Origin of the sequence: Flavobacterium sp. WG21 (assembly GCF_000335775.1) — a bacterium.
Classification (GTDB): Bacteria; Bacteroidota; Bacteroidia; order Flavobacteriales; family Flavobacteriaceae; genus Flavobacterium; species Flavobacterium tructae.
Map to the genome: position 1 here is coordinate 1 of NZ_AMYW01000023.1, position 24,810 is coordinate 24,810.

Annotated in this window: 20 protein-coding genes; 11 read left to right on the forward strand and 9 right to left on the reverse strand. The window is 36.6% G+C overall.

Annotated features, from left to right (window positions below; translation table 11 throughout):
* From C245_RS23165 to C245_RS0115600, 3 genes are all read right to left on the reverse strand, one after another.
* Positions 1-3,825: choice-of-anchor A family protein (locus tag C245_RS23165; RefSeq protein WP_157495882.1), on the reverse strand; the 3,825-nt coding region annotated here is incomplete at its 3' end.
* Between the two features lie 363 nt (positions 3,826-4,188).
* Positions 4,189-4,809 (reverse strand): response regulator transcription factor, encoded by a 621-nt coding sequence (locus tag C245_RS0115595; protein ID WP_157495883.1) that lies wholly within the window; start codon positions 4,807-4,809, stop codon positions 4,189-4,191.
* Positions 4,810-4,856: 47 nt separating this feature from the next.
* A complete protein-coding gene (locus tag C245_RS0115600; RefSeq protein ID WP_017497545.1) occupies positions 4,857-6,701 on the reverse strand; it encodes a HAMP domain-containing sensor histidine kinase in 1,845 nt (614 codons plus the stop codon).
* A 358-nt stretch (positions 6,702-7,059) separates the two neighbouring features.
* Between C245_RS0115600 and C245_RS0115605 the strand changes: the two genes are divergently transcribed.
* Together C245_RS0115605 and C245_RS0115610 are read left to right on the forward strand one after the other, a co-directional pair.
* The gene (locus C245_RS0115605) at positions 7,060-8,055 is read left to right on the forward strand and encodes an SDR family NAD(P)-dependent oxidoreductase (RefSeq protein ID WP_017497546.1); all 996 of its coding nucleotides are present in this window, start codon (positions 7,060-7,062) and stop codon (positions 8,053-8,055) included.
* Between the two features lie 145 nt (positions 8,056-8,200).
* The gene (locus tag C245_RS0115610) at positions 8,201-9,001 is read left to right on the forward strand and encodes an AraC family transcriptional regulator (protein WP_017497547.1); all 801 of its coding nucleotides are present in this window, start codon (positions 8,201-8,203) and stop codon (positions 8,999-9,001) included.
* Positions 9,002-9,222: 221 nt separating this feature from the next.
* Here the strand turns inward: C245_RS0115610 and C245_RS0115615 are convergent, their stop codons facing one another.
* The 3 genes from C245_RS0115615 to C245_RS23755 form a co-directional block, all read right to left on the reverse strand.
* The gene (locus C245_RS0115615; RefSeq protein ID WP_232424370.1) at positions 9,223-12,045 is read right to left on the reverse strand and encodes a pitrilysin family protein; all 2,823 of its coding nucleotides are present in this window, start codon (positions 12,043-12,045) and stop codon (positions 9,223-9,225) included.
* A gap of 252 nt (positions 12,046-12,297) precedes the next feature.
* Positions 12,298-13,200 carry a hypothetical protein gene (locus C245_RS0115620; RefSeq protein ID WP_017497549.1) on the reverse strand — a complete coding sequence of 301 codons (903 nt, stop codon included), beginning with the start codon at positions 13,198-13,200 and terminating at the stop codon, positions 12,298-12,300.
* Complete coding sequence (locus C245_RS23755; RefSeq protein ID WP_017497550.1) at positions 13,197-13,625, reverse strand: DM13 domain-containing protein; 429 nt, start codon at positions 13,623-13,625, stop codon at positions 13,197-13,199. Before C245_RS23755 ends, C245_RS0115620 begins: the two co-directional genes overlap by 4 nt.
* A gap of 182 nt (positions 13,626-13,807) precedes the next feature.
* On the opposite strand from C245_RS23755, the gene C245_RS0115630 reads away from it, so the two are divergent.
* Positions 13,808-14,773 carry a hydrogen peroxide-inducible genes activator gene (locus C245_RS0115630; protein WP_017497551.1) on the forward strand — a complete coding sequence of 322 codons (966 nt, stop codon included), beginning with the start codon at positions 13,808-13,810 and terminating at the stop codon, positions 14,771-14,773.
* 183 nt (positions 14,774-14,956) lie between these two features.
* Here C245_RS0115630 and C245_RS0115635 read toward each other — a convergent pair whose 3' ends face one another.
* Both C245_RS0115635 and C245_RS0115640 read right to left on the reverse strand, forming a co-directional pair.
* On the reverse strand, positions 14,957-15,754 hold the full coding sequence (locus C245_RS0115635; RefSeq protein ID WP_026110097.1) for an alpha/beta hydrolase: 798 nt from the start codon (positions 15,752-15,754) through the stop codon (positions 14,957-14,959).
* Positions 15,755-15,824: 70 nt separating this feature from the next.
* Complete coding sequence (locus tag C245_RS0115640; protein WP_017497553.1) at positions 15,825-16,244, reverse strand: OsmC family protein; 420 nt, start codon at positions 16,242-16,244, stop codon at positions 15,825-15,827.
* Between the two features lie 465 nt (positions 16,245-16,709).
* Here C245_RS0115640 and C245_RS0115645 point away from each other — a divergent pair, with 465 nt between their 5' ends.
* Positions 16,710-17,303 (forward strand): hypothetical protein, encoded by a 594-nt coding sequence (locus C245_RS0115645; RefSeq protein WP_017497554.1) that lies wholly within the window; start codon positions 16,710-16,712, stop codon positions 17,301-17,303.
* Between the two features lie 28 nt (positions 17,304-17,331).
* Here C245_RS0115645 and C245_RS0115650 read toward each other — a convergent pair whose 3' ends face one another.
* Positions 17,332-18,099, reverse strand: a complete 768-nt coding sequence (locus C245_RS0115650) for a methyltransferase domain-containing protein (RefSeq protein ID WP_017497555.1) — start codon at positions 18,097-18,099, stop codon at positions 17,332-17,334.
* 316 nt (positions 18,100-18,415) lie between these two features.
* Between C245_RS0115650 and ribB the strand changes: the two genes are divergently transcribed.
* The 7 genes from ribB to C245_RS0115685 all read left to right on the forward strand — a co-directional run bounded on the left by ribB (position 18,416) and on the right by C245_RS0115685 (position 24,790).
* Positions 18,416-19,078 (forward strand): 3,4-dihydroxy-2-butanone-4-phosphate synthase, encoded by a 663-nt coding sequence (gene ribB / locus C245_RS0115655; RefSeq protein WP_017497556.1) that lies wholly within the window; start codon positions 18,416-18,418, stop codon positions 19,076-19,078.
* 68 nt (positions 19,079-19,146) lie between these two features.
* A complete protein-coding gene (locus tag C245_RS0115660; protein WP_017497557.1) occupies positions 19,147-19,725 on the forward strand; it encodes a Crp/Fnr family transcriptional regulator in 579 nt (192 codons plus the stop codon).
* Positions 19,726-19,858: 133 nt separating this feature from the next.
* Positions 19,859-20,422 carry a Crp/Fnr family transcriptional regulator gene (locus C245_RS0115665; protein WP_017497558.1) on the forward strand — a complete coding sequence of 188 codons (564 nt, stop codon included), beginning with the start codon at positions 19,859-19,861 and terminating at the stop codon, positions 20,420-20,422.
* 74 nt (positions 20,423-20,496) lie between these two features.
* Positions 20,497-20,823 carry a multidrug efflux SMR transporter gene (locus C245_RS0115670; protein WP_017497559.1) on the forward strand — a complete coding sequence of 109 codons (327 nt, stop codon included), beginning with the start codon at positions 20,497-20,499 and terminating at the stop codon, positions 20,821-20,823.
* A 254-nt stretch (positions 20,824-21,077) separates the two neighbouring features.
* On the forward strand, positions 21,078-21,425 hold the full coding sequence (locus tag C245_RS0115675) for a hypothetical protein (protein ID WP_017497560.1): 348 nt from the start codon (positions 21,078-21,080) through the stop codon (positions 21,423-21,425).
* A 454-nt stretch (positions 21,426-21,879) separates the two neighbouring features.
* Positions 21,880-22,353 carry a DUF4625 domain-containing protein gene (locus C245_RS0115680; RefSeq protein ID WP_035746835.1) on the forward strand — a complete coding sequence of 158 codons (474 nt, stop codon included), beginning with the start codon at positions 21,880-21,882 and terminating at the stop codon, positions 22,351-22,353.
* Between the two features lie 10 nt (positions 22,354-22,363).
* Complete coding sequence (locus C245_RS0115685; RefSeq protein WP_081603542.1) at positions 22,364-24,790, forward strand: TonB-dependent receptor; 2,427 nt, start codon at positions 22,364-22,366, stop codon at positions 24,788-24,790.
* Positions 24,791-24,810 lie beyond the last annotated feature (20 nt).

The following is a 24,810-nucleotide window of genomic DNA, read 5'->3' on the forward strand; positions in this document are numbered from 1 at the left end:
TGGTTTTACAGGGGTTGACGGTTGTGCGTTTATCACAACGTTATCTGAAACTACTGAACTACAAGTTCCCAGTGTAGCAGTTACTGTATAATTTCCTGCCGGAGCAGTTACTGTAGCTCCTGAAACAGTAACTCCTGTTGATGGATTTACAGAATACGTGTAAGCAGCATTATAATTTGAAATCGCAAAACTTCCTGTAGCCACTGAACAAGTAGGTTGTGTTACTGTACCTGCGGTTGGTTTTACAGGGGTTGAAGGTTGTGCATTGATCACAACATCATCTGAAACTACTGAACTACAAGTTCCTAATGTAGCTGTCACAGTATAAGTTCCTGCCGGAGCGGTTACTGTAGCTCCTGAAACAGTAACTCCTGTTGATGGATTTACTAAATATGTATAAGCAGCATTATAATTTGAAATCGTAAAACTTCCTGTAGCCACTGAACAAGTAGGTTGTGTTACTGTACCTGTTGTTGGTTTTACAGGTCTTTCTTTTACTACAACATCAATTGCGGTTCTGGCACTCTCGCAATTTCCAACCGTCTGACTAACATAATACGTTGTAGTGCCAACAGCTGTTGTTACAGGAGTTGGTGCAGTTGCACTTCCAACACCGCCTGTTTGAGCAGTATACCATTTCAGATTTGAACCTGTTGCTGTTAAAGCAGTAGCTGTTTCATCCTGACAGTAATTTACTGGTGTCGTAACGATTGGTGCATCAGTGGTACTGATTTCTCCTTTAAAAGGATAATTGTGTGTTTCTGAACCGCCAATGTTTTGAATTAAATTTCCACCCACAATAAAACGACCGTTCATACCAATCATTTCGTTGGTAACCGTACCTGTACGTTGTGGAATAACCATACTTCCCCAAAACTGAGCTCCTTTTAAAGAAACAGTAGTGGCTGTAGGTAAATTCCATAAAATTCGCAGTGAAAAAGGCGCTACTTCATTCGCAGGTGTTTTATTCCCACTACCTACTGCCTGAGTTACACCATTAAACTGAAATGTAGCAATATTAAAGTTTGTTGTTGTACCAGGTACATTAATTAATAAACTGGCATTATCCGGAAAACCTACAAAATTAATAGTCCCGTTTGGTCTTGATGCTAAAACATTTGGAATGTTTATCACATATGATTTTGAAACAGCAGGTGTCAAACATGTAAACGTGTAAGTTCCGAATCCATCATTTGCAAAAGTGACATTCGGATCACTTGGCAACTGATTCCAGGCTGTACTTGAAACCTGTAAAGCATTGAACGCATCATTATAAGGTGTTAAATCTAAAGTAGCTTCGTTAATAACTTTAGATGCATCTCCGGTAATTTTAACATTAGGAGATTTAGTTCCTTTATAAACTATAGTTCCATAGGACTTTTGACCATTACCGCTTTCTCCCCCCAGTATTAAATTACCCGAAGCTGCAGAAGCATCAAAATTCCCCCCTATGGTTAAAATATTTTTATTATCATCCGGTACAATAAAAGACCCTACTCCGGCCACTCCCAAATTAAAAGCACTTGTTTTGTTCATGGTAAAATTCCCATATACAAAACTACGTCCTTCGTATTCGGCACCATTTGTTATCGTAAGATTCCCTCCTACAGCAAAGTTAATGGCGTTATCACGGCCAATAAAATCTCCTGTAAAAGTCGCCGGTTTATAGATACTGGTTGGCGGATTAGACGAAATTACATCACTTAAAAACACTCCTAAACAAGAGTTTGTAGTAGATGGAAATGGCAAAGGAGAACTAGTAACAGTAAAAACATCAGTCTTTATATTGTTACAACCCACACCGCTAGGCGTTCCGTCACATTCAACATCCGGATCTACCGGCGGTGTTCCAACGTGAGTATCTGCAGTAGCATCCGGATCTGTTAAATCCTGTGGGCGCATGATCGTTGCTTTGACGTTTACATTAGTACCGGCCGGTGCCAATATCTTTCCGATAATTGTAAATGTAATTGTCGCATCTTTTGGTAAATCAACGGTAGCATCAAGTACACCTCCAGTAATAGTATGTGTCGTAACAGCGCCTCCTAAAGTAGAAGAAGAGGTAAAAGATTGAACCGCCAAATTTGCTCCCGAAACTAAATCCGAAAACTTAAATTTTGCCCCCGTTACATTATTGGGTCCTCCTATATTTTTTACAACGACTGTATAGGTAACATCCGTACCTACACTACCAGTGGTTACATCACTAATACTTGTTACTGCTAAATCGGCAGCATTCTGAACAACAGGAACCGTAACTACAGGAGATGTCGTAGTCACATATGCCCATGAATCCAATGTTCTGTTATCCCCATAGGAACTTGACCATTTATGTCCGTTAGAAGCACTCGACAAACCCGGAAAAGTAGTATTTGTTTTCGGGTTAGATTCTCCTGTGACTGTAGCAAACAATGAATCGTCCCAATAAATCTTATCATCAGGACTGTTACCATTTAATCTGGAAACTAAAAAACCACTCGCATTATTTTCTGCATCAACATAAGGGAAATGGACTTCTCCATTAAAAATAACTACATTTAAATTTAAGTTTAAACCTGTAGAAGCATAAGTTCCGTCTTTAAACTTACCGTCCCAGTATATCTTATTTTCACCCATTTTGGCAGCTACAAGTATAATTCTGTCTTTGTTTCCTGTATACACACCATCATTATCACCGTCTATCTGAACTAAAGCATTACCATTTGTACTGGCAGTAAAATTTATATAACTCCCTAATGGAGGTGTCCCTACCCCAACTGAGCCTTCAGATCCCGAAATAAAGATATTCGAAATAGCAGCTGTTACCACGTTATTCACCAACCAGGTGGTTACAGTTGAGCCTCCTACATTCACTGAAGCTGAAGTTGGCATTGTCAAATCAGGATCCTGATAAAACAATTTATTCGTAACATCATTCCCTGAACCAAAATTTTCAGGAGGATAATATAAATAAGGAGTCGTCGAAGGTGAAGCTGAGTTTGTATTGTTTTCCACATCGACCATATCCACACTCTTGTAAATTGGCAAACCGGTAGCTCTTGATTTAACTCCGTTATTATTTGAAAAGAAGGCAAAAACAAAAGGATCCATCCCATTTCCGTCTACCAAATAACGATAACCATCAATCGTTAAAACACGAAATTTTCCACGGAAAGCTCGGGTATTGGCTCCCATGTTTCCGGTAAATACATTTAAGAATGTACGCCCCGGTTTTACTACTGTACCTGAAGCAACTGTAATATCCCAGGCCAGAATCAATGAATTATTCGTTGGCTGATGAGCTGCATTTGTTGAAGTCCAACTTGCATTTGCAGCTAATACAGTTGTCCCTGTATTTGGAGTTGCACTCGGAACAGGTGAAATAAATTCAATTTCCCAAATTCCGGCCTCCGAAGGGCCTACTATTTTTGAATAAGCTTTATACCCCCCAGGGCTTAAAGCAGCTGGTCCTGCCAACTCTTCAGCGCGACTCGCAATTAAACCGGTTACTTTGTCCGTCCCTGACGAATAAACTGTTCCGCTTGGTGTTCTGAAATTGATTGTACCGGAAGCGATTCCCTGAGCACTTGAGCCTACGTAAATCGTTTCTCCAGCGTTGACATAAACATAATGCCGCCCTTGATTAACACCTCCAATAAACATTCCTGACCCCAATCTAATATTTTGGGTTGAACTGGTCATCCAACTTCTATTCCCTGTTGCCCCACTGGGGAACAAATCCTTAGAGCCTTCAGCAAAGACATTCCATCCACTGAAGAGAGAAAGAAAACACAGTATAAAAGTCAGCTGTAATTGCCTTAATTTTAATGTAATTTTATTCAACATTTTAATAGTTTTGATTATTAGTAACTGCTATAGAATTTATCTCCCGATAACAACCTGAACGCCATTTTAATTCCTGCTGCTGTAGCGAATGCATGAGAGTAAAAAAAAGATTTTTAATAAATGTATCGGGTGAAAAGCGATTACTTTTTCGGATAAAAGCATCAAAATCAAGCGAAGTAAAAGAGATTAAGAAACCCTCCTTCAGAGCGCTTCTTCTAACAAAAAACCGGGTTATAAAAAAAGTAAAGTTCACCATATAATAAATAATTAAAATTCCATACAAAGTCTTTTCGAATATCCCTTGATATTCAAAAATTATAGCGATTAGACTCAAGTCGAAGGGACCTAAATCAACACTACACTCTAGTTAATATGTCCCAGTTTTGACGCCTCGCGCACCATACCGGCAACATTACTCACATCGAGTTTGCTAAAAATGTTTTTTCTGTGATTTTCGACCGTATTGACCGAAAGTTTTAGTTCGCCGGCAATATCGGCTGTAGTAAATTCTCTAATAATGTATTGCATGATCGTAAGCTCTTTTGCCGTTAGTGTAATTGCTGTGCCTACCCTATTTTGTTTGGATAAAAAGGCATAGTCGTCCGGCAGATAAACTCCGCCTTCCCATACTAATCTAATGGCTTCTAAAAGATCTTCACTATCCTGATTTTTATTAACGTAACCTTTTACGCCCATAGCCAATAGATTTTCGACTAATATGGGACTTGAAAGAGAGGTAAAAGCAATTACTCGCAAATCAGGATGATTTTTATGAAGGTATTCATAGACTTCCAGTCCCTGCACATCACTTGCAATCAGATCAACAATAATTAAATCTAATCCTGAATGCTGCTGAACTTTAAGATATAAATCTTGCTTATTTGTTGCGTAAAAAAGCACTTCCAAATCTTTTTGATTTGAAAAAAAACTAGTAAGACCCCCACAAACAATAGGTTGGTCTTCAAAAAATGCAATATGTATCATAGCACAAATTAGCAACAAAAAAATTGTTATATAAATAGCGGTTTTCCCTATTTCGGCAAGATAATTTTGAAAGTACAACCTGCTGATTCATTGTTAAAAACAGCAAGCGTTCCTTTGTTTTTCAGCATTAATTCTTGACATAAATAGAGCCCGATTCCAAACCCCGATTCCAGATTAGTGCCTAATCCCGGATTTATTTTCTGTTTGAATAATTTGTCAATCTTTTTTTGCTCGATTCCTTTCCCCGAATCTGTTACGATTATTTCATGATGATCATATTCTATAACAATAGTACTGTTTGCATAGCTAAACTTAATAGCATTGTTAATAACGTTTCGCAAGACTATACTTAAAACAGCCGAGTTAAAAATAATGATTGTACCTTTTGCTACTTTAAGTTCAATTGTAATATTCTTAGCCTTTACCTGATGCCCTAACTCCTTACAGGCCGCGCTGATAAGGTTGTGCAGCATGATCTCGCTATAACCCGATTGTGCGGTAATCAGTTCCATTTTGGCCCAATCGAGTAAACTGGTAAGCATGGCATCCGATTGTTCCAATTGTTGCCCAATAGCTTTCATGTAGGTTGAAACAATCTCATTTTCATTTTTAAGTATCTCTTCTTTCTCTAATAAAATTTTTAAGGTTGTAATTGGTTCCTTAAAATCATGGGAGATTACCGTAAAAATCTTTTGGTGCAATAAATTAAGACGTTTAAGATCATTATTTTTTACTTCAATTTGCTCTTTTTGCAGTTTTAGTGTTTCATTGGTAATTCGTTGCTTTTTGGTCAATACTACAATCGAATACAATAATATGATTAATAAAGTAATTCCGATTAACGAAGCAATAAGAGCCACTTTCTGTTTTTGCAGACGCTCTTCTTTATTATCGTTGATTCTTTTCAGGTAAGTATTCTGCTGTTCTTTTAACTTGATTTTGTTCGCAATTTCAAACGAATCGATTCGGCTGTTTCGAATCTTCGTATCCTCTATTCCTACTAATCGATCCAGTCTTTCGAATGTTTTATGAGCAGCTTCAAACTCTCCCTGCTCGACCATAATTTCTCTTAAGGTTCGTAAGGCGTTAATTTTATTCTCTAAATCATTGCAGCTGTCAGCCACTCTAATACTTTCGGTAATCGCTTTTTTTGCTTTTTCTATTCGGTTTTGCCTACTGTACACACGGGCAGTTTTAACATAAACTTCCGCAAGCTTACATGGATTATACTTTTTTGCTACACGTTCTGTGAGCAGAAATTCTTCCATACTTTTCTTGTGATCGTAATTGATGTAATAATAGTATCCAATAATTAAATGCAGAACTATATAATTGCTCGGACTGTCAGCTGGCGAAATTTCGTTTTGGCATAAATTGGCATAGTAAAATGCTTTTTTATAATCTTTTTTAGTAAATAATAAATCCGATAATATATAAAGACTCCTATAATACGTTTTCAACGATTCTCTTCCTTCACCTTTCAATGCAATAGATTTATTCAAAGAAATGATCGCATCCGATGATCTACCGATGATTTTATAGTAATTCGCCTTAAAAAAATGCAACAATTGAAGTTCATATACACTCAAATCAGGTTTAGTGAGATGTTTATCAATTAAGTAACTGATACTGTCTGTTTGATTGCGATTATCTAAATTTCTTAATTTCTCTCCTAGCAGTTTGATTCGGGGGGTGATTTCCTGAACCTGAGCCTGAGAATGGAATGAAACTAAGAAAAAAACGAGAATGATGTACTTTACAGAACTGGTTAATTTTACCTTATTATCAGGTAATATGGATCTAAAGCTAAAAAAAGAAAGGAATTCAAAAAAAATACTCTTAAAAAGAATAAAAGACTTCTGAATATATTTGGGCCAATTGTCTACGGTCATAAAATTAACTTACATTTTTTTAGTAAATCTCTTCACAACTCAGCCCCTATCCATTTAAAATTTACAGCAGCAAAATTATCAATAACAACCTAATCCATTGCTATGAATTCAATAAAATAATAATTTAAACTTAAAGAAATTGCCTTTAATTCAATTTTTAATAAATTAACAAGATATTTAACACCAGTTTAAAAGTAATTAAATATAATCCTACTGTGAGATTTTTTTGTATACCCAGTCTTTATAACCTTTTAGACGCAATGACATTTTAAACAAAGTAAAATGACATTCTAAACAAAGTCACTCCCTCAACTTCCGCATAAATTTGCCTTATACAATTCATCTAAAAATCTTTAAAATGAAACAGAACAATTATCAGGGAGCTTTGCAAAAACCAATTGGTTCAGGATTCTATGCTAAATCAACCACAAACGATGTCATTAAAGGAATTGATCTTACAGGTAAAATTGGCATAGTTACTGGCGGAAATACCGGAATTGGTTTAGAAACTGTTAAAACTCTTGCCCTGGCGGGAGCAACCGTTATAGTACCCGCCAGAGATCTTGCCAAGGCTAAAAAAAACTTAGCAGATATACCTAATATAGAATTAGAACAAATGGATTTAATGGATCCGGATTCTATCAAACTATTTGCCGAGAAATTTTTATTATCAAACAGACCTTTGCATTTGCTCATTAACAATGCAGGGATTATGTGGGTTCCGTTTCGTCGGGACCAAAGAGGTATCGAATCACAACTGGCTACAAATTATCTGTCGCACTTTCAGCTAACAGCCCAATTGTGGCCCGCTTTAAAGAAAGCAGGTTCAGCAAGAGTTATTCAGGTATCCTCACAGGGCCATCAGTTTGCTCCATTCAATTTTGATGATCCTAATTTTCTTTACAGAGAGTACGAAACTTTACAAGCCTACGGACAATCCAAAACAGCCAGTAATCTATTTGCCCTCGAGTTGGATAATCGTGGAAAAGAATTTGGTGTACGCTCTTATTCATTGCATCCCGGATCTATAAACGGAACGGAACTTGCCAGAGAAGCGTCATTAGAATTGTTTCAAAAGATGGGTTTCTGTGATCAGGACGGAGTTATTTTGCCGGAGATAATGGCCAATTTAAAAACCATTCCACAAGGTGCGGCCACAACTGTATGGTGTGCAACAAGCCCATTGCTTGACGATGTTGGAGGGATATATTGCGAAGATGCCGAAATTGCTTCCATAGCCGATGATTCTGATGTAGCTCCCGGAGTGAAATTATATTCTCTAGAAGAAGACCATGCTAAACGTTTGTGGAATCTCAGCGAAAAAATGACTGATGTTTCTTTCCATATTAGCTAAAAAAAAATCGGTTCAAAAAACAAAAGAAGTTACCGCAAGCTACTAGCGGTAACTTCTTTATAAAAACAAACGTTAGGAAAGTAACGAATGGTTAACCGCATAATTTTAGTAAATTTGAAATTATACCTTCTCAAAAAAAACATCCATGGAATTTGAAGCAAAATACATCACCCCGGATATTAAACTATCTTGTTACTCCGATCGCTTTTTTAAATCGGATATGATGTTCGATCAGCACATGCTGGTATGGTTTATCTCAGGTGAAACTAAGATTGTACAAACCGATGGCGTTCATATTTTTAAGGAAGGAGATATTTTTCTCATTCCAAGAAACCAACTGGCTACTATTATCAACTATCCCAAAGACGGTCAACCTCATAAAACCGTGGTCATGCATTTGACTTCTTCCATACTTAAAGATTTTTATAAAAAACTCGATATTAAACCTAAAACAATAGCAAATTCTAAAATAAACCATTATAACAATCATCCCTTACTAAAAAGTTGTCTCTCATCGTTAATTCCATATTTTGACATGAAAGAACTCCCAGAAAATATTGCTTCCCTTAAAATAACCGAAGCAATTAGCATTCTCAGAATAATTGATCCGAATATTGATGATGTTCTGGCCAACTTTGAAGAACCGGGGAAAATTGATTTGGTCGGTTTTATGGAACGTAACTTTATGTTTAATATGTCTCTCGATAAAATTGGTTATCTCACCGGAAGAAGTCTTTCTACCTTCAACAGAGACTTCCGAAAACATTTTAACACCAGCCCGCAAAAATGGCTAACGCGCAAACGACTAGAAATGGCACACTATCAGTTAACTCACAATCAAAAAAAAGCGAGCGATGTTTGCTACGAAGTTGGTTTTGAAAATCTTTCTCACTTTTCGCATGCTTTTAAAAAACAGTTTGGTTACTCACCCACCTCATTAACCTAATCCTTTTTCCTTCGCAGAATTTATAAATTACACTGTGTTTAGCACTTTTAAATCTGCTGGAGACAAAAACCTTTATGCCAAAGCGTCTGCATATCTTTTTTCTCTTGCAGATCTTGCAGATTCTCTACAATTTCATTGATGACGCTGTTCATATCTCTTTTGTATTGTCACATTAATGTATTCCTATTCACTGCTACCGGGTTACTATATACCAATACCCATTATTGCAATGGTTTAAAAACAATTTCGTAAGACTTGGCTTTGTTTAGAAATGCATTAGCAAACTCCTGAATATCTTTTTCAGTGATGCTATTTACAATATCTACATAAGCTGCAGGATTATCCATGTTTATATTGTACTCAAAAAAATTGTATAATAAACTCAAACTGTAGCTGTTGAAATTTTTACTGTCTTCTCTTGATTTCAAGTAGTTGCTTTTGGTTTTCACCAGGTCCTCTTTTAACAAAACGCCTTTTTTAATTTTGTTAATTTCGTCGTACACTATAGGAAGTAAACTGTTCACTTTGATCGGATCTGAATCAAAATTTATCGATAGGGCAACCGTATTTTTTGGAAATCTCGAAGCTGCCGCACTGACCTGAACACCATAAGTTCCTCCTTCTTTTTCTCTAAGATTCTCTGTGTAGCGTAAAGTCAAAATGTCACGCAGCATATCCACCAAAACAGCATTTTTGGAAGTGTATTTAAAATCGCTTTCAAACTGAATATTGACCGTACTTTTAGGCGTTTCCATTTTAATTAAAACTTCTTTGTTTATTTTATTGGAACTCCAGACAGGTGTTTTGTCTTTGAATGTTTCTTCTCTTTTTATACCGGGAATACTAGCGATGTACTTTTCTAATAGTGGTTTCAGCACTTCCGGCGCTACGTCACCTACAATAAAAAACTCAAAGTTAGAAACATCACAAAATCGTTCTTTATAAATTGCTTTTATTCTTTCAAAAGACAAATCATCAATAAACTGCTGATCCAAAATTCTTACTCTGGGATTATTTTTTCCGTAAACAATTGCATTGATACTATCGGTCATTTTTGCATTGATATCCTTGTCTTTATTTTCGAGATAATTCTGAAGATCTAATTTCTTAATATCATAAATTTCCTTGTCAAAGCGTGGCTTTACAAAACGCAGATGCACCAATTGCAGCATTGCTTCGAGATCCTTTACTTTAGCATTACCCGAAACCGTCTCATTTAAAGCTCCTACATTTATTCCCGTACCGACAACCTTTCCTGAAAGAATTTTTTCCAAATTAATATTAGAAAATGCTCCCACACCTGAAGCATCTGTCAAACCGTTCAGTGCAAATGTCGATGGCAGATCTTTGAGATCATATAACGACGCCCCCCCGAAACTTTCCGCATACAACTGTACATCATTAACATTTTTATTTGCAAATTTATAATGCACCTTTACGCCATTGCTTAAAGTATAAGTAGTAGCACCGATTTCTTTACTTTCCTTTTCAGCAGTAATTTTGCCCGGAACAATCGTTACATCTGTCAACAGTGACTTATCATTAAAACTGTCTGCATAAGGCTTTAAATTAGGATTGTTTTCTGATTTGGCAATAATAGCAAAAGCGTTCTCTTTTGTTAAATTGGTTTCATTTTCCATCCCTTCAACGGTCACTACTCTGTTTTTTGAAGTATATCCACTAGTTAATTCGACCTGAAGAGCTTTTGAATCGATATCTTTCAAAATAGATTGTATCATTTCAAACTCGCTTTTAGTATCTGTAAACAGTCGATGTAAAAGATAATCTGATTGTATACTATTGGCAATACTGCTATGTGAAACTTCTTTCTCTGATTGGATATAGTTTTCGTAAAAAGACCTAATAAAAGTTACTTTTCTTTGAATTTCACCTTCCGAAAAACCAAATTTTCCGGCACGTATATACTCATCCATAACTACAGCTAAAGCTTCTGCCTGTTTATTTGGTTTTGGAGCAATATCCATCCCCATTACATCATTCACTCTTCTAAAATTAGAATAATAAGCCTCCGCATTTTTAAACGGACAATTTTCTTTCTGTGCTAATTCATTCAATCTGTCGTTGAGCATCGAAAACGCCATTATCCTCGTTATTGACTGCTTCAGATCAGCAAAAGTCTGACTCTGACCTGCGCCATTTTGAATGATTTTAAAAGATATAGTCGAATTTGTTATTTCTTTATCGAGCGCTAACTTAAAAAAAGGTTCCTCATGATCCGGAATTGCGACCTCAAATCGTTTCTTCGGGTTTTTAGCTTTCGGAATATCAGCAAATAATATTTTTATTTTTTGCTCAATTTCTTCAGCATTTACATCCCCAACAACTGCAATTGCCTGCAAATCGGGACGGTACCATTCTTTGTAAAAATCTCGTAGCAAAGCGTAATCAAAATGTCTTACAATATCCATATCACCAATAGCAACACGGTTAGCATATAGCGAATGGTTGTACAAATAAGGGTTGAATAAATTAGAAATTCGGGTTGATGCGTTTTGCCTGGTTCTCCATTCTTCAACAATAATACCACGTTCGGCATCAATTTCCTCATTGGTCAATAGTAATGAATGGGACCAATCGTGCAAAATCAGCAATGCAGTATCAATTACTTTAGGATCTGTTGATGGAATATTGTCAAAATTATAAACCGTCTCATCAAAACTGGTGTAAGCATTTATATTATTTCCAAAAACAGCCCCTTGTTTTTCGAGAGTCGTCAAAATTCCTTTTCCGGGAAAATTTTTAGTTCCGTTGAAAGCCATGTGCTCCAGAAAATGTGCCAATCCTTTCTGATTGTCATTCTCTAAAATAGAGCCTACGTTTTGAATAATATAATAACTTGCTGTGTTTTTATTTACTGCTGTTGGATAAATATAATACGTCATGTCATTGGATAATACTCCTTTTTTAAGAGTTTTATTTCCAATTAAGGCATCAGCAGGTTTGTAGTTTTGTGCATTTATGGAAGCAACTCCAATAAATAATAATAGTAAGTGTAAAATTTGAGCGTGTACAGATTTCATCATTTTTGATTTCGGCATTTAAAGTAAGAATATATATTTCCCACACCAGTTGAGAGTATAAGCATCCCTCCTGCTTAGAAACATATTTATCTAAGGACGGATATGGTTCTTTTTCAGTTCATCTGATCATGGTTTGCGCAAAATAATTAAAAATGATGTACGAAAAAATTTGCGTTACTTATTTAACACATTAAATTTCTGTGCGACACTATTTCTTCACAACCTATTTATACTTGAGTCACCATTCCATTTTTTTTAAAAACGCACTTTATAGCTCACCCCTGCTGTCCATGCCCGTGTAAGTCCGTCCGGTCTGACTTCTCTCACTACAAAAGGCGTCGCAACCGAGGCTTCGATACTGCTTCCGGATGAAAAATGATATCCTGCAATTAGATTTCCATTAATGGTAAGTCCGTCAGAGCCTTTAATCATCTGTCTTTGTCCATAAATATCTTCATAAGTATCTTCCCCTAAATGATAAATGAAAAGCAAATTCGGCTTGAACGAAAATTTACGATTGGCTGTATTTATGGTGTAGGTTCCTCGTAAAAGAACGTCCGGTTTTCTCTCAAATAAATTGGTGGTCACGAAATCATCTGTACCGGAATATTCGCTGAAATAAGAATTCTTGTTTATATTAATGACTGGCAATTGTATCGCAGAATTAAAATCCCAGTTTTTATAGTTCAGATTCACACTTCCCAAAAAATCAAAAGTTCCAAGACTGCTTTGATAATCCATTGGAAGCGGATGATCGTTTATTTTGAGATTACTTTGGTTAAACGGAACTTTAATCCCCGAAGTAAAACTCCATTTGTACAAATTTGTCGTAACCGGAGTATAGTTTGCCGTTAAAAAAGCATCACCAACCGAAGCTTTTCCTCCGAAACTTCCATTGGCATACTGAGAAGTCACTTTTACATTTCCCGACCACTTTTCATTAAAACTTCTGGTGTAAGCAATATAACCCGACAAATATTTCACATCTACATCGCCTTTCCCCAGAACAGTTCCAAATTCGATATGGTTATTCTTCTTGTCATCATTTTCGTGAAATGCTCCTCCAATACTACAAATACCGGCGTCACTGCAGCCTTGTGCTTTACTATAATTGAATATAAAAAACGTGGCTAAAACTAGCAAAAATTTAATTTTCATAATGAGTTGGATTTTAAAGCAGCAGTAGCAAAAAGATGATTGAATTGCTGACAATGAATTAATACATAAGGATAGGCTGTTAAATTTACTCCTGGCGGAATGGTATAGGTCTGTGAATTTCCTGTTCCTAAACTTCCGAGATTTACAAAACTGTCCGGTCGATTGGTTTTAGAAAGATAAACCTTAAGATCAGGCCCACTGGAAATACTAAAATCTTTAAGTGATAATTTGTACAGATCCCCTTCTTTGTAAATTTGGGCAGAACCGGTAACGGTATTGCCTCCCTCAGCTTCAAAAGTTCCTGTAGAAAGCAAAATTGCTTCTGAAGAAACTACCATTGAACCAATTTTTTCGCGCGTCAGTTCTCCTTCAGATTCACATCCGAAGAGTATTAAAATAGCTGTAAAAGAAAATAGTGTTCTCATGTGATATCATTTAGTAAATCGAAATTAAGAACTCTTACAGTCTCCTAATGTCGGCTAGTTTACATATCCTGAACATTTTTGATATTCTCCGTTTGTATTTTACATTTTCTCGTGCTTAGATTAAAAAACACCGAAACGCTCCGTTATATTTTTCTACCTTTATATCCAATATACCAATCGAGATGACAATTCAGCAATTAAAATATATTGTAGCATTAGACGAGGAACGTCATTTTGCAAGAGCCGCAGAAGTTTGTTTGGTATCGCAACCCGGACTAACCATACAGCTAAAAAATCTGGAAGAAGAAATTGGAATTAAAATTTTCGATCGAAACAAGGTTCCGTTAACCCCTACCGTTCTTGGAACCGAAATTATAAACCGAGCCAAAAAGATACTTCGCGAGGCCGATGAAATCAGAGATTTTGTAGTGAATGAGAAAAACAAACTGGAAGGCGAAGTTAAAGTTGGAATCATTTCGACTTTGTCCCCTTATCTGATCCCTCTTTTTATTCAGGCCATGAAAAAAGCCACTCCAAAAATGCAATTCATTATAAAAGAAGCCAATACCGGACAATTGATGAATGATGTTATGACAGGAGCTCTGGACGTAGCTATTATGGCAACTCCTACCGGAAATCCTCATTTAATGGAGCATCCGGTTTTTAAAGAACCTTTTGTCGCGTACTTAAATACGGTACATCCTATGGCCGCAGCATCACATTACGAATTGCAGCCTTCAGACCGGGCCGAATTGCTTTTGCTTCAAAACGAATATTGTTACAATGCACAGCTCCTAGATATCTGTGATATCAAAAGTACGGGAAAAATTAAAGAACAATTCAGTTACGATATTAGCTCGATTGAAACCCTTAAAAATTTGGTACGGGCCGAATTAGGATTTGCCATAATCCCTCAACTTTCGATGATTAACGAAGTAGAAACCGGGCTTTTTAAACATTTTAAAGATCCAAAACCCGTACGCGAAATCAGTCTGGTGGTGTCTGACACTTTTTCTAAGAAGCTATTACTTGAAAAAATGAACGAAGCCATCTGGAATTGCTTACCGGAATCTTTGCAGCAAAACTTTGCTTATCGTAAAATAAGATGGAACGACTCTCCTTATTTTATTAAAGCTACTACCCGGTAAATACCTATCGGGAATCAATACAAAAAAGCCAAAATACCTTGCAGTACTTTGGCTTTTTGTATTTAGAAAAATGTTTCAATTATTAAGATCAATGGAGGAGAAAAAAAATACATCATCAAATTAAAACAATCAAAAGTTCTTTCACGCAGATTGTGCAGATTGTGCAGATTCTATAACATTCTATTACTTTCCGCTTAGATCTTTAGCTGCACCAATAATTACGTTTGCCACAGCTTCCGGTTGTGAGATAAAAACACAGTGACTTCCTTTTACTTCTGTCGCTTTCGTTTTCGAACGTTTGTACATGGCACGCTGAATAGAAGGATCGATACTTTTGTCCTGTGTAGCAATTACTGCATAAGCCGGTTTATCTTTCCAGGCCGCTTTTGTAATAGGTGTGATAAAACCTTTGGCATAAAAAGCACCTTGCGAAGCGTACATAAAAGCGGCATCTTCCTTACTAATGTCCGCACAGAAGCCGGCATGAAACTTGGCCTCATCATAATAAACGATCCCTTTATCATTTGGAGCCAAAACACCATTCTCGGGAGCGGGAGCAGCCGTTTGCAGCCATTGCAAAGCCGATTCTCCGTTATCCGGCTGAAAAGCGGCTACATATACTAATCCCACAACATTAGCGTGATTACCGGCCTGCGTAATTACAGCACCTCCCCACGAATGTCCCACCAAAATCGTTGGACCATCCTGATTGTGCAATACCACATTGGTTGCTGCTACATCATCTTCAAGAGAACTTAACGGATTTTGAACAATGGTAACTTTATATCCTTTTTTTGAAAGTACATCGTATAAATTTCTCCATCCTGAGCCGTCAGCAAATGCTCCGTGAACCAATACTACATTTTTAACTTTCGCCGGCGCAGTTTGTGCGATTGAAGTGGCAGACACTAATAAGGTCAAAATTAAAGCGGCAGACATGAATAAGCGATTCAATTGTCTTTTTAGATTTATTGTTTTCATTTTTTTATTTTTTTAAGATGTTGCTTGTTAGATTTAAATTAAAGCTGAGATACCCTGTAATGACAATTATTTAAGACAATAAAGACACGTTTAAAGCGATCTCTGTATTTAGCAATTTTGAAATAGGACAAATCTCCTTTGCTTTTTGAGCTGTTTTCTCAAAATCATCTGTAGTAATCCCCGGAACCGATCCCGAAAGTTCAAGTGTAATTAAAGTAATCGTTCCGTCTTCAAAAGTTACTTTGGCTGTAGTATTAAGATCTTCGGGAACAAAACCGGCCTCTGATAATAAAAAGCTCAATTGCATTGTAAAACATCCCGCATGTGCGGCAGCTACTAATTCTTCAGGGTTAGTTCCTACTCCTTCCGCAAAACGGGTTTTAAAAGAGAGTTGAGCATTGTTTAAAGTAGTACTTTGTGTCGTAATGGTTCCTTTTCCTTCCATTCCTGTACCTTTCCAGTTTGCGTTTGCGTTTCTTGTAAATTTCATGATTAAAGTTTTTAATGTTATCAATTTTTAATTTTCAAACCGTTGTTCTGATTTGATGAGACAAATTTATGGCGGACATTATCATAAATCAAATTGATAATTTTACAACCTTATAAAATAAAATTATAATCTTAACTTGAAATTCTAAAACTTTATCTGATTTCTATAGCTTCAACCCAATTTATCAGGAAGTATTAACGGCAAGATTCTTGTTTACTTTTTAATGTAATTTATTTTCTCCAAATCAAAATGAAGAGGAAAACAACAACAAAAAGAGATCTGTATTCACATAAACAGCACAAGCATCTGCGAAAAAAAACGTAAATTTATAACTGATTGTCTGCATGTTACAAAACACTAGAAATAATTAACTTTCAGTAAATGCAATAAATAGTTGTACTTAAATGTTATCTATCCGGATACAAACGCATTCGTTTGATGTTTGTCTTAAAACCTTAAAATAATATGAAAAAGATACTATTAACTATTATACTAACCGCTGCTGTTTTACAGGGATATGCGCAGAAAGAACTCGGTGGCAAATACAAACCCATTGATTCGAAAAATGTTGAATTAAAAGACGTACCACCTCCAACAGAAACTCCGTTAAATCCCGATCTTCCACTACCAAAAGAACCTACCGTTTTAAAAATCAATCCGGAAGATTTGTATAAAAACAACAGCCTGTATAAACCGGAAGCCAATGTGGAAGGCATTTTTTACAGAAGAAACGAATATTTGGGAGGTTTTGTCACCAATACGGCTGTATCTACTGTTCGTTATCGTGATGCTGCTTTTGTAGATGGCGATAAAATACGCGTATACCTGAATGATAAAGTAATTGAACCCGAAGTAAGTTTAAACGGAGATTATCAGGGTTTTAAAATTACCTTGGTAAAAGGAATGAACAAAATTGACTTTGAAGCTTTAAACGAAGGTTCTGCTTCACCGAACACAGCTGAATTTCAAGTGTATGACGACAAAGGAAAAGTGATTGAAGCGAGTCAGTGGAATGTGGGAAAAGGTTACAAAGCAACTATTATTCTCTATAAAGAATAAAATTTTCTTTACAAATAAATATCTTTCATTAGGTTTTACGACCATAAAGTAAGAGTCTTTTAAACGAATAAATAGCGGGAAGTTTGGGAAAACCTTCCGCTATTCTCTTTTTATAGGTTTCAATAAAAAGTACCTTCTCCTCTCCTTCCAGTCTTTCTGTATACGGAATCAAAGCCGATCCCGAGATGAAACTAAAAAGGGTTTCATGATCTTTGGCAATAATTGGATATACTTTTTGCTGGACCTGAAGATGTTCCAATCCGCCATCAAACAGAATTTGTGTGTACTCATCGATACTTAAAACCGGGGATTCTCTTTTAAATCCTTTTAAGAAAGAGACAAAAGGCTCTTCCTGTACCAGCTCTAAAAGGATTTTATTGAGTTTGTTTTCCGTCTGTACCGGCATTTGCACAGCGAATTGTCCTTTCGGGGTTAACTGTTGCAGCAATCTGGTAAATAACATCTCATGATTGTCTGACCATTGTAAAGCCGCATTACTAAAAATCAGATCCCATTTTTCACCCGATTCTATTGTTTCTTCTGTGGTGGCTTTTCTAAAATGCAAACGATCCGTTTCTAAAGATTTGGATTGTTCCAGCATTTCCGGCGAAGAATCGACTCCCAAAAAGTACGCTTCTTCAAATTGATTAGACAGAATCGCCGTTTGTTCTCCCGTGCCACAACCCAAATCAATGGCTTTCATTCCTTTTACTGGCTGAATAAAACTGGCCAAATCATAAAATGGCTGATAACGAATATTTTTAAACTTATTATAAATTTCGGGATTCCAAGGCATTGCTTACTTATTTTGTAATTCATACTGATTACTAAAAAGCTTATAATCAGTACAGATCTAGATTAATAAAGACTAAGATACAAAATTATTCAAGGAAGATATAACAATAAAAACAGACATTACAATGCGTATTTATACGGCTTTTGGTAAAAGTATGTCGTTCTGTAGTAGATGAATTTAAGGATTTGTGACAATCGGTATTTATACGATTTTTACCTTTTAAAGAATCCTCTTCATTTTATTGACCTAGATCAAACTTTTGTGTCTGAAACAAATCTAGCTTTGCTGCTCTTTAATTCAAAAAACGCAACAAAAGATGATCAGTACATTACCCTATCCTTTAGAAAAATTTGGTTTAACCAGCGTCGAACGTGTCGAAAATGCTTTACGACAACTGCGAAACGGAAAAGGAATTCTATTAACTGATGACGAAAACCGCGAAAACGAAGGCGATTTAATTTTTTCGGCACAACACATCAATGTACAAGACATGGCCATGATGATACGAGAGTGCAGCGGAATTGTTTGCCTTTGTCTGACCAATGAAAAAGCCGATCAGTTGGAATTACCCTATATGGTGAAAGAAAACACCAGTAGTTTTCAGACGCCTTTTACCATTACAATCGAAGCAAAAGAGGGTGTAACTACGGGAGTTTCGGCAGCAGATCGAATTACAACTATTAAAACTGCAGTTGCTCAAAATGCCAAACCCACAGATCTTGCAAAACCTGGGCATATCTTTCCCCTACGTGCCAAAAACAACGGCGTCCTTGAACGAAACGGACATACTGAAGGTAGTGTAGATTTAATGAAATTAGCAGGTCTAAAACCGGAAGCCGTTCTATGCGAATTAATGAACGAAGACGGAAGCATGGCCAAACTGGACAAAATCATTAGCTTTGCAGTACAACACAATTTGATAGTACTTTCAATAGAAGATATTATCTACTACCGAAAGTATGTAAAAGACTATGTTTAATGGTTAATTGTTGATACTCATCATCTAATTATCCAACAATCTAATTATCTAATCATCTAATTAAAAAAATGCCCTACAAACAACTTGGTGCTTATATAAGAAGTCGTATTGCAGTTTCTGATAAAGATCTCAATATTATTTTGTCGCACTTTAAACCTGTACAGCGGGATAAAAACGACCTGCTGCTTTCGGCCGGGCAAACGAGTCAAAATAGTTATTTTGTAGATAAAGGCTGTTTGAGAATTTATTACATCAACGAAGAAGGAAAAGACGTCACCCGGTATATTGCATTCGAAAATCAATTCGCTACGGCTTTGGTGAGTTTTATTACCAAAATGCCTTCGACAGAATACATACAGGTTATCGAGAAATCGGAGTTATTATATATCAGTCATGAAGATTTCAATCATTTGATGGAGATTGTTCCTCAATGGAGGGAGTTTTATTGTTCGTATCTCGAAAAAGCCTATGTCAATAATACCAACAGACTAATGTCGTTTACGACTATGGCCGCTTTAGAAAGATACACTCAATTGCTCAAAATCAATCCCGCAATTGTAAAACGACTGCCCAATAAAATTGTAGCTTCATACATCAATATTTCGCAGGAAACACTAAGCAGACTGAAATCTAAGGTTTTAATTTAGCTTCCTGTCAATCTGTGAAGTGCGAAATCTTTTTAGTGAGATGTGAGATATTAATAGTCAACGCCCCAGAATAAAGAGTAAAGAGTAAAGAATAAAGAATCAACCATTAACAATTAACCATCAACCATTAACAATGCACATCGATACCATTCTTGACAACATCTTTCAGCTTCCTGAGGAGTCCAAAAATGCACTAAAGCTTTGTATTAGTGAAATAAAATATCCCAAAGGACATATACTGTTAAATGCCGGAAAGGTTGAGTCTGCGCTCTATTTTATAAAAAAAGGAATTGTGCGGGCGTATGTTGAGGAGAATGATAATGAAGTTACGTTTTGGTTCGGAAAAGAAGGACAAACCGTTGTTTCGATGAAAAGTTATGTTGAGGAGCAAAAAGGTTATGAAACGATTGAACTTCTGGAGGACTGCGAACTCTACGAATTAAAAAAGACACATCTTCAGCAATTGTTTGATACCGATGTTCATATTGCCAATTGGGGTCGAAAATTTGCCGAACAGGAACTTGTTAAAACCGAAGAACGTCTGATTTCAAGGCAGTTTAGAAATGCCACTGATCGTTACTTGGAACTTATGAAATACCATCCCGAACTACTGCAAAGAATTCAATTGGGACATATCGCCTCCTATCTGGGTATCACGCAGGTTAGCCTCAGCAGAATCAGAGCCGATTTGAAATAAATTCATTTTTTATCATTTGTTAAATTTTTATTGCGGGAGTTAAAGGAACTTTGCGCCATAAAATTATTACACTTATGAACTGGATTATTCTAATTATTGCGGGACTGTTTGAAGTCTCTTTTGCAACTTGTCTCGGAAAAGCCAAAGAAGCAACCGGTACCGATGTTTATTTATGGTACACCGGATTTTTTGTATCACTAACCATAAGCATGCTGTTACTAATTAAAGCCACTGAAACCTTGCCTATCGGAACGGCCTATGCAGTATGGACCGGAATTGGAGCTGTTGGAACGGTATTGATGGGTATTCTTGTTTTTAAAGAGCCTGTTGACTTCTGGCGATTATTTTTTCTGTTTACTCTGGTAAGTTCTATTATTGGACTAAAAGCGGTATCACATTAATCAGACTATAACATTTACCATAGTTACTTCAAATTCAAATGTCAATTCAAGGAACGGAAATTTTATTCAGTACAAGCTGATTTTTTTGCCATTTTTCGTTCCCTGAAGCGACAAAAGAGACCTACAACTGTCTTTTTACTTATAAGATTTATCCTTTTATTTTTTTCTTTATTTTTTTAATGAAACAATGTTGCATTTACAAATAAGAATTCTATATTTGTACTTCATTGCTTATTAGCTATGGATTCATTAGAATGAAAAAGAAATTTAAATTTATAAATCTTTTGATGCCGTTGGTGGTAGTATTTGCCATACTATTTCCGGCGATACATTCATATGAACACATACACGGTCACAATTCCACTGCTAAAAAAGTCGTACTTTATCCTACCGATAAAAGTGAATTTAAAATGCAGGATCACTCTAACGAAGAGTGTGCTATTTGTCATTTCAAATTCAGTCCGGTCAGCACTTTTGACTTTGTAACTTTTCAGTTTTATAAAAATAGTACACCAATTCCTTATGTACATTTTTATTCCAAATCGTTTGCTCCTTTTTTCAAAGGCTCTCTATTTGCCCTTCGTGCACCTCCTATTGCCTAAAACGACAAAAGTAAATCATTTCAATATTGAGAGGATGTGCTGTTACGCGTTTTAGATACTCTTCGTACCGAAAAAGTATTTCACTTTTTCACTACAGCTTTATTTTATGTCTTTTTCTATATTTAGAAAAGTACTTTGATCGATAGTGATTGATACATTTATTCCTTTTTAGGAATACCACTTTCGCACAACACTATTGTTTCAAAAAGAACTTCGCTGTCGGTTGATTGTCTGCAACTGTACAATTCAGTACCTGTAATTGGGTATTGCGTTGGCTCCCCTGTACACCCTTTTACTTTTGTTTCCCAATTTCCTTCCCGATGAAAACAATGCTTTTTACGGCCTAATCCTGTGCCCTAAAACTGCCATTTCCCTAGTATTATCAGGTTTGGAATATGCCTTTTGTAACCCACAATTTTCACATATGAATACCACAAAACTCAAACCAAATCGAATGAGAATTTCAAAAATGCTTTTGGCTTTTTTGGCGACTGGCTTTGCTTTCACAAGCTGTGACAGTGATAAAACCGAAATTGATACCGAATACCCTGTAATTGATGTTTCTGCCGCAAATGCGTTTCCGATACAATGCAGTACAATCACTCGCGGACAAAAAATTACTTTCAGAGCAAAGTTTTCAGACAACGCACAACTGGGATCTTATAGTCTGGACATTCACCACAATTTCGACCATCACAATCACAGTACCGAAGTAGCCTCCTGCAATGAGGATCCTATCAAAAAACCGGTAAACCCGATGCTTTACATCAATTCGGTTACGATTCCTTCCGGGCAAAAGAGTTATGAAGCTGTTCAGGAAATCGAAATTCCACAAAACATTGATGCTGGAGATTATCATTTCCTGATTCGTTTAACCGATAAGGAAGGCTGGCAGACGATCAAAGGTTTGAGTATTAAAATATTATAAATTGATTTTGATGAACAAGACTAAGTCAAATCAATTGCGGACTTATTGCGTGCTGCTCTTTTGTTTTGTTTTGGTTACAAAAGTAGCAGCCCAATCCGTTCGTGTTTCCGGCACCGTATTTTCTAAGGATCAAAAACCTTTGGAAGGTGCTTTGGTTACACTGTATCCGGCTCATATTAGTACTATAACCAATAAAAAAGGGGAGTATTTCCTAAATCAGGTTCCTAAAAATACAAAGCGAATAATGGTAACCTATTCCGGGTATGCTTCTTATGAAACGGCAATTGCTATAAGTCAAAACACAATTGTGCTCCCTGCTATTTTCTTAAAACCGGAAATACAAGAGTTATCAGAAGTTGTCATTAGTGAAGGTTACGAAGTACGTCGCAAAAAGCAGGAATCCCTTAATCTTGAAATCGTAAACAGCAGCTTTATCCAACGTAATCTTGGCGGAAGCTTAATGCAGTCTTTGCAAAGACTTCCGGGTGTTAAGACCATTTCTATTGGTTCCGGCGGTTCAAAACCACTAATTCGCGGACTAAGTTTCAATCAGGTTATTGTGGTTGAAAACGGTATCAAACACGAAGGTCAACAATGGGGAGCAGATCACGGTTTAGAAATCGATCAATATGCTGTAAACCGCGTGGCAATCATCAAAGGTCCATCATCGTTTATGTACGGTTCTGATGCCATTGGCGGCGCCATAAACATACAGCCTGTACCTTTTCCTACTCAACATGTTTTGGGCGGAACAGTTGATTTTACAGGCAAAAGCAATAATGAACAATTCGGAGGATCTGTCAATCTTTACGGTAGAAACGAAAAATGGTTCTTTGATTCCAGAATAACTGCTATGGATTACGGAGACTATCGCGTTCCCACTGATACGGTACACGTATACAATTATGCTGTTCCTTTATACAAAAATCACTTGCGCAACACGGCAGGGCGAGAACTCGATGTACACGCCAGTACCGGTTATGTAACGGATCAATTGAAATCGGTTTTCTATTTCAGTAATATTTATACCAAAAGCGGCTTTTTTGCCAATGCACATGGACTCGAACCACGAAATGTAGACACCCAACTGCACGATCGTTCCAGCAGGGATATTTTAATGCCATTTCAGGAAGTTACACATACCAAAATCAGTAATACCACTTCCTTTTCGTTAGGTTCACACCGTTTCGAAACGCAATTGGGTTTCCAAAAAAACTTTCGTCGGGAATGGAGTCATTATGTCAATCATGGTTATATGCCACCCCTGTATCCTTCTGATATGTATGCTCCGAAAGATCTGGAAAGGCAATACGATAAAGAAGTGTTTTCTGCTGCTTTTAAGGATGAGTTTTCCATCCAAAATCATCAATTCACCGCAGGAATCAATGCCGAACAGCAACAAAATAGCATTAACGGTTGGAGTTTTCTGATTCCTGCCTTTAAACAATTCAATGCTGGAGGATTTGTTTATGATAAAATTCAGCTTAACGAATTATGGCTGCTTCATGCCGCTGTACGGCTCGATTATGGCAAAATCAAAATGAAACAGTATTCAGATTGGTTTCCTAGCCAAGTCACTGAAAACGGCCAGACAACTGCTGAATATTTGAAACGTTCTGAAAACCTGACCCGTACTTTTCAGAGTTTCAACTGGTCAGCAGGCGTTAATTATACACCGGGACAATGGTCTTTAAAAGCCAATCTTGGAACGAGTTTCAGAATGCCAATTGCTAAAGAACTGGCTTCAAATGGGGTAAATTATCATTATTTCAGATTTGAAAAAGGCAATTCCAATTTAGCGCCCGAACGTTCGTATCAATTGGATCTTGGTATGGAATGGAAAAATACTAAGTGGTCTTTTCAACTGAGTCCGTTCTTTAATTATTTTCCTAATTACATTTACCTCAATCCAACTTCGCAACATGATATTTATTACGGAGCCGGCAATCAGGTATTTGAATACGAGCAGAGTAAAGTCATGCGTTATGGCGGTGAATTACAGCTTCGTTATCAGTTTCTGGAAAATTTAAGCGGTGAAGTTTTAGCAGAATATCTCTATAGCGAGCAAATGTCGGGAGATAAAAAAGGATACACATTGCCCTTCTCTCCGCCCCCATCGGTTTTGTTTGGCATCACTTACAATCCAAAAATAAAAAGTTTAAAAGACACCTATTTCTCTCTTGATTATCGCTTTACTGCCGAGCAGAATCAGATTGTCCCGCCTGAAAAGAAAACGGCAAGCAGTAACGTCTTTAACCTGGCCATGGGAACTAAACTAAAAGCCGGACAACAGGATTTTATCATTAGTCTTCAGGTTCAGAATCTGTTCAACACAAGATACCTGAATCACACCAGTTTCTACAGGTTAATAGAACTTCCGGAAGCCGGAAGAAACATCATTCTGTCGCTGAAAATTCCATTTTTAATACACAAATAAATACCCTATGAATTTAATTA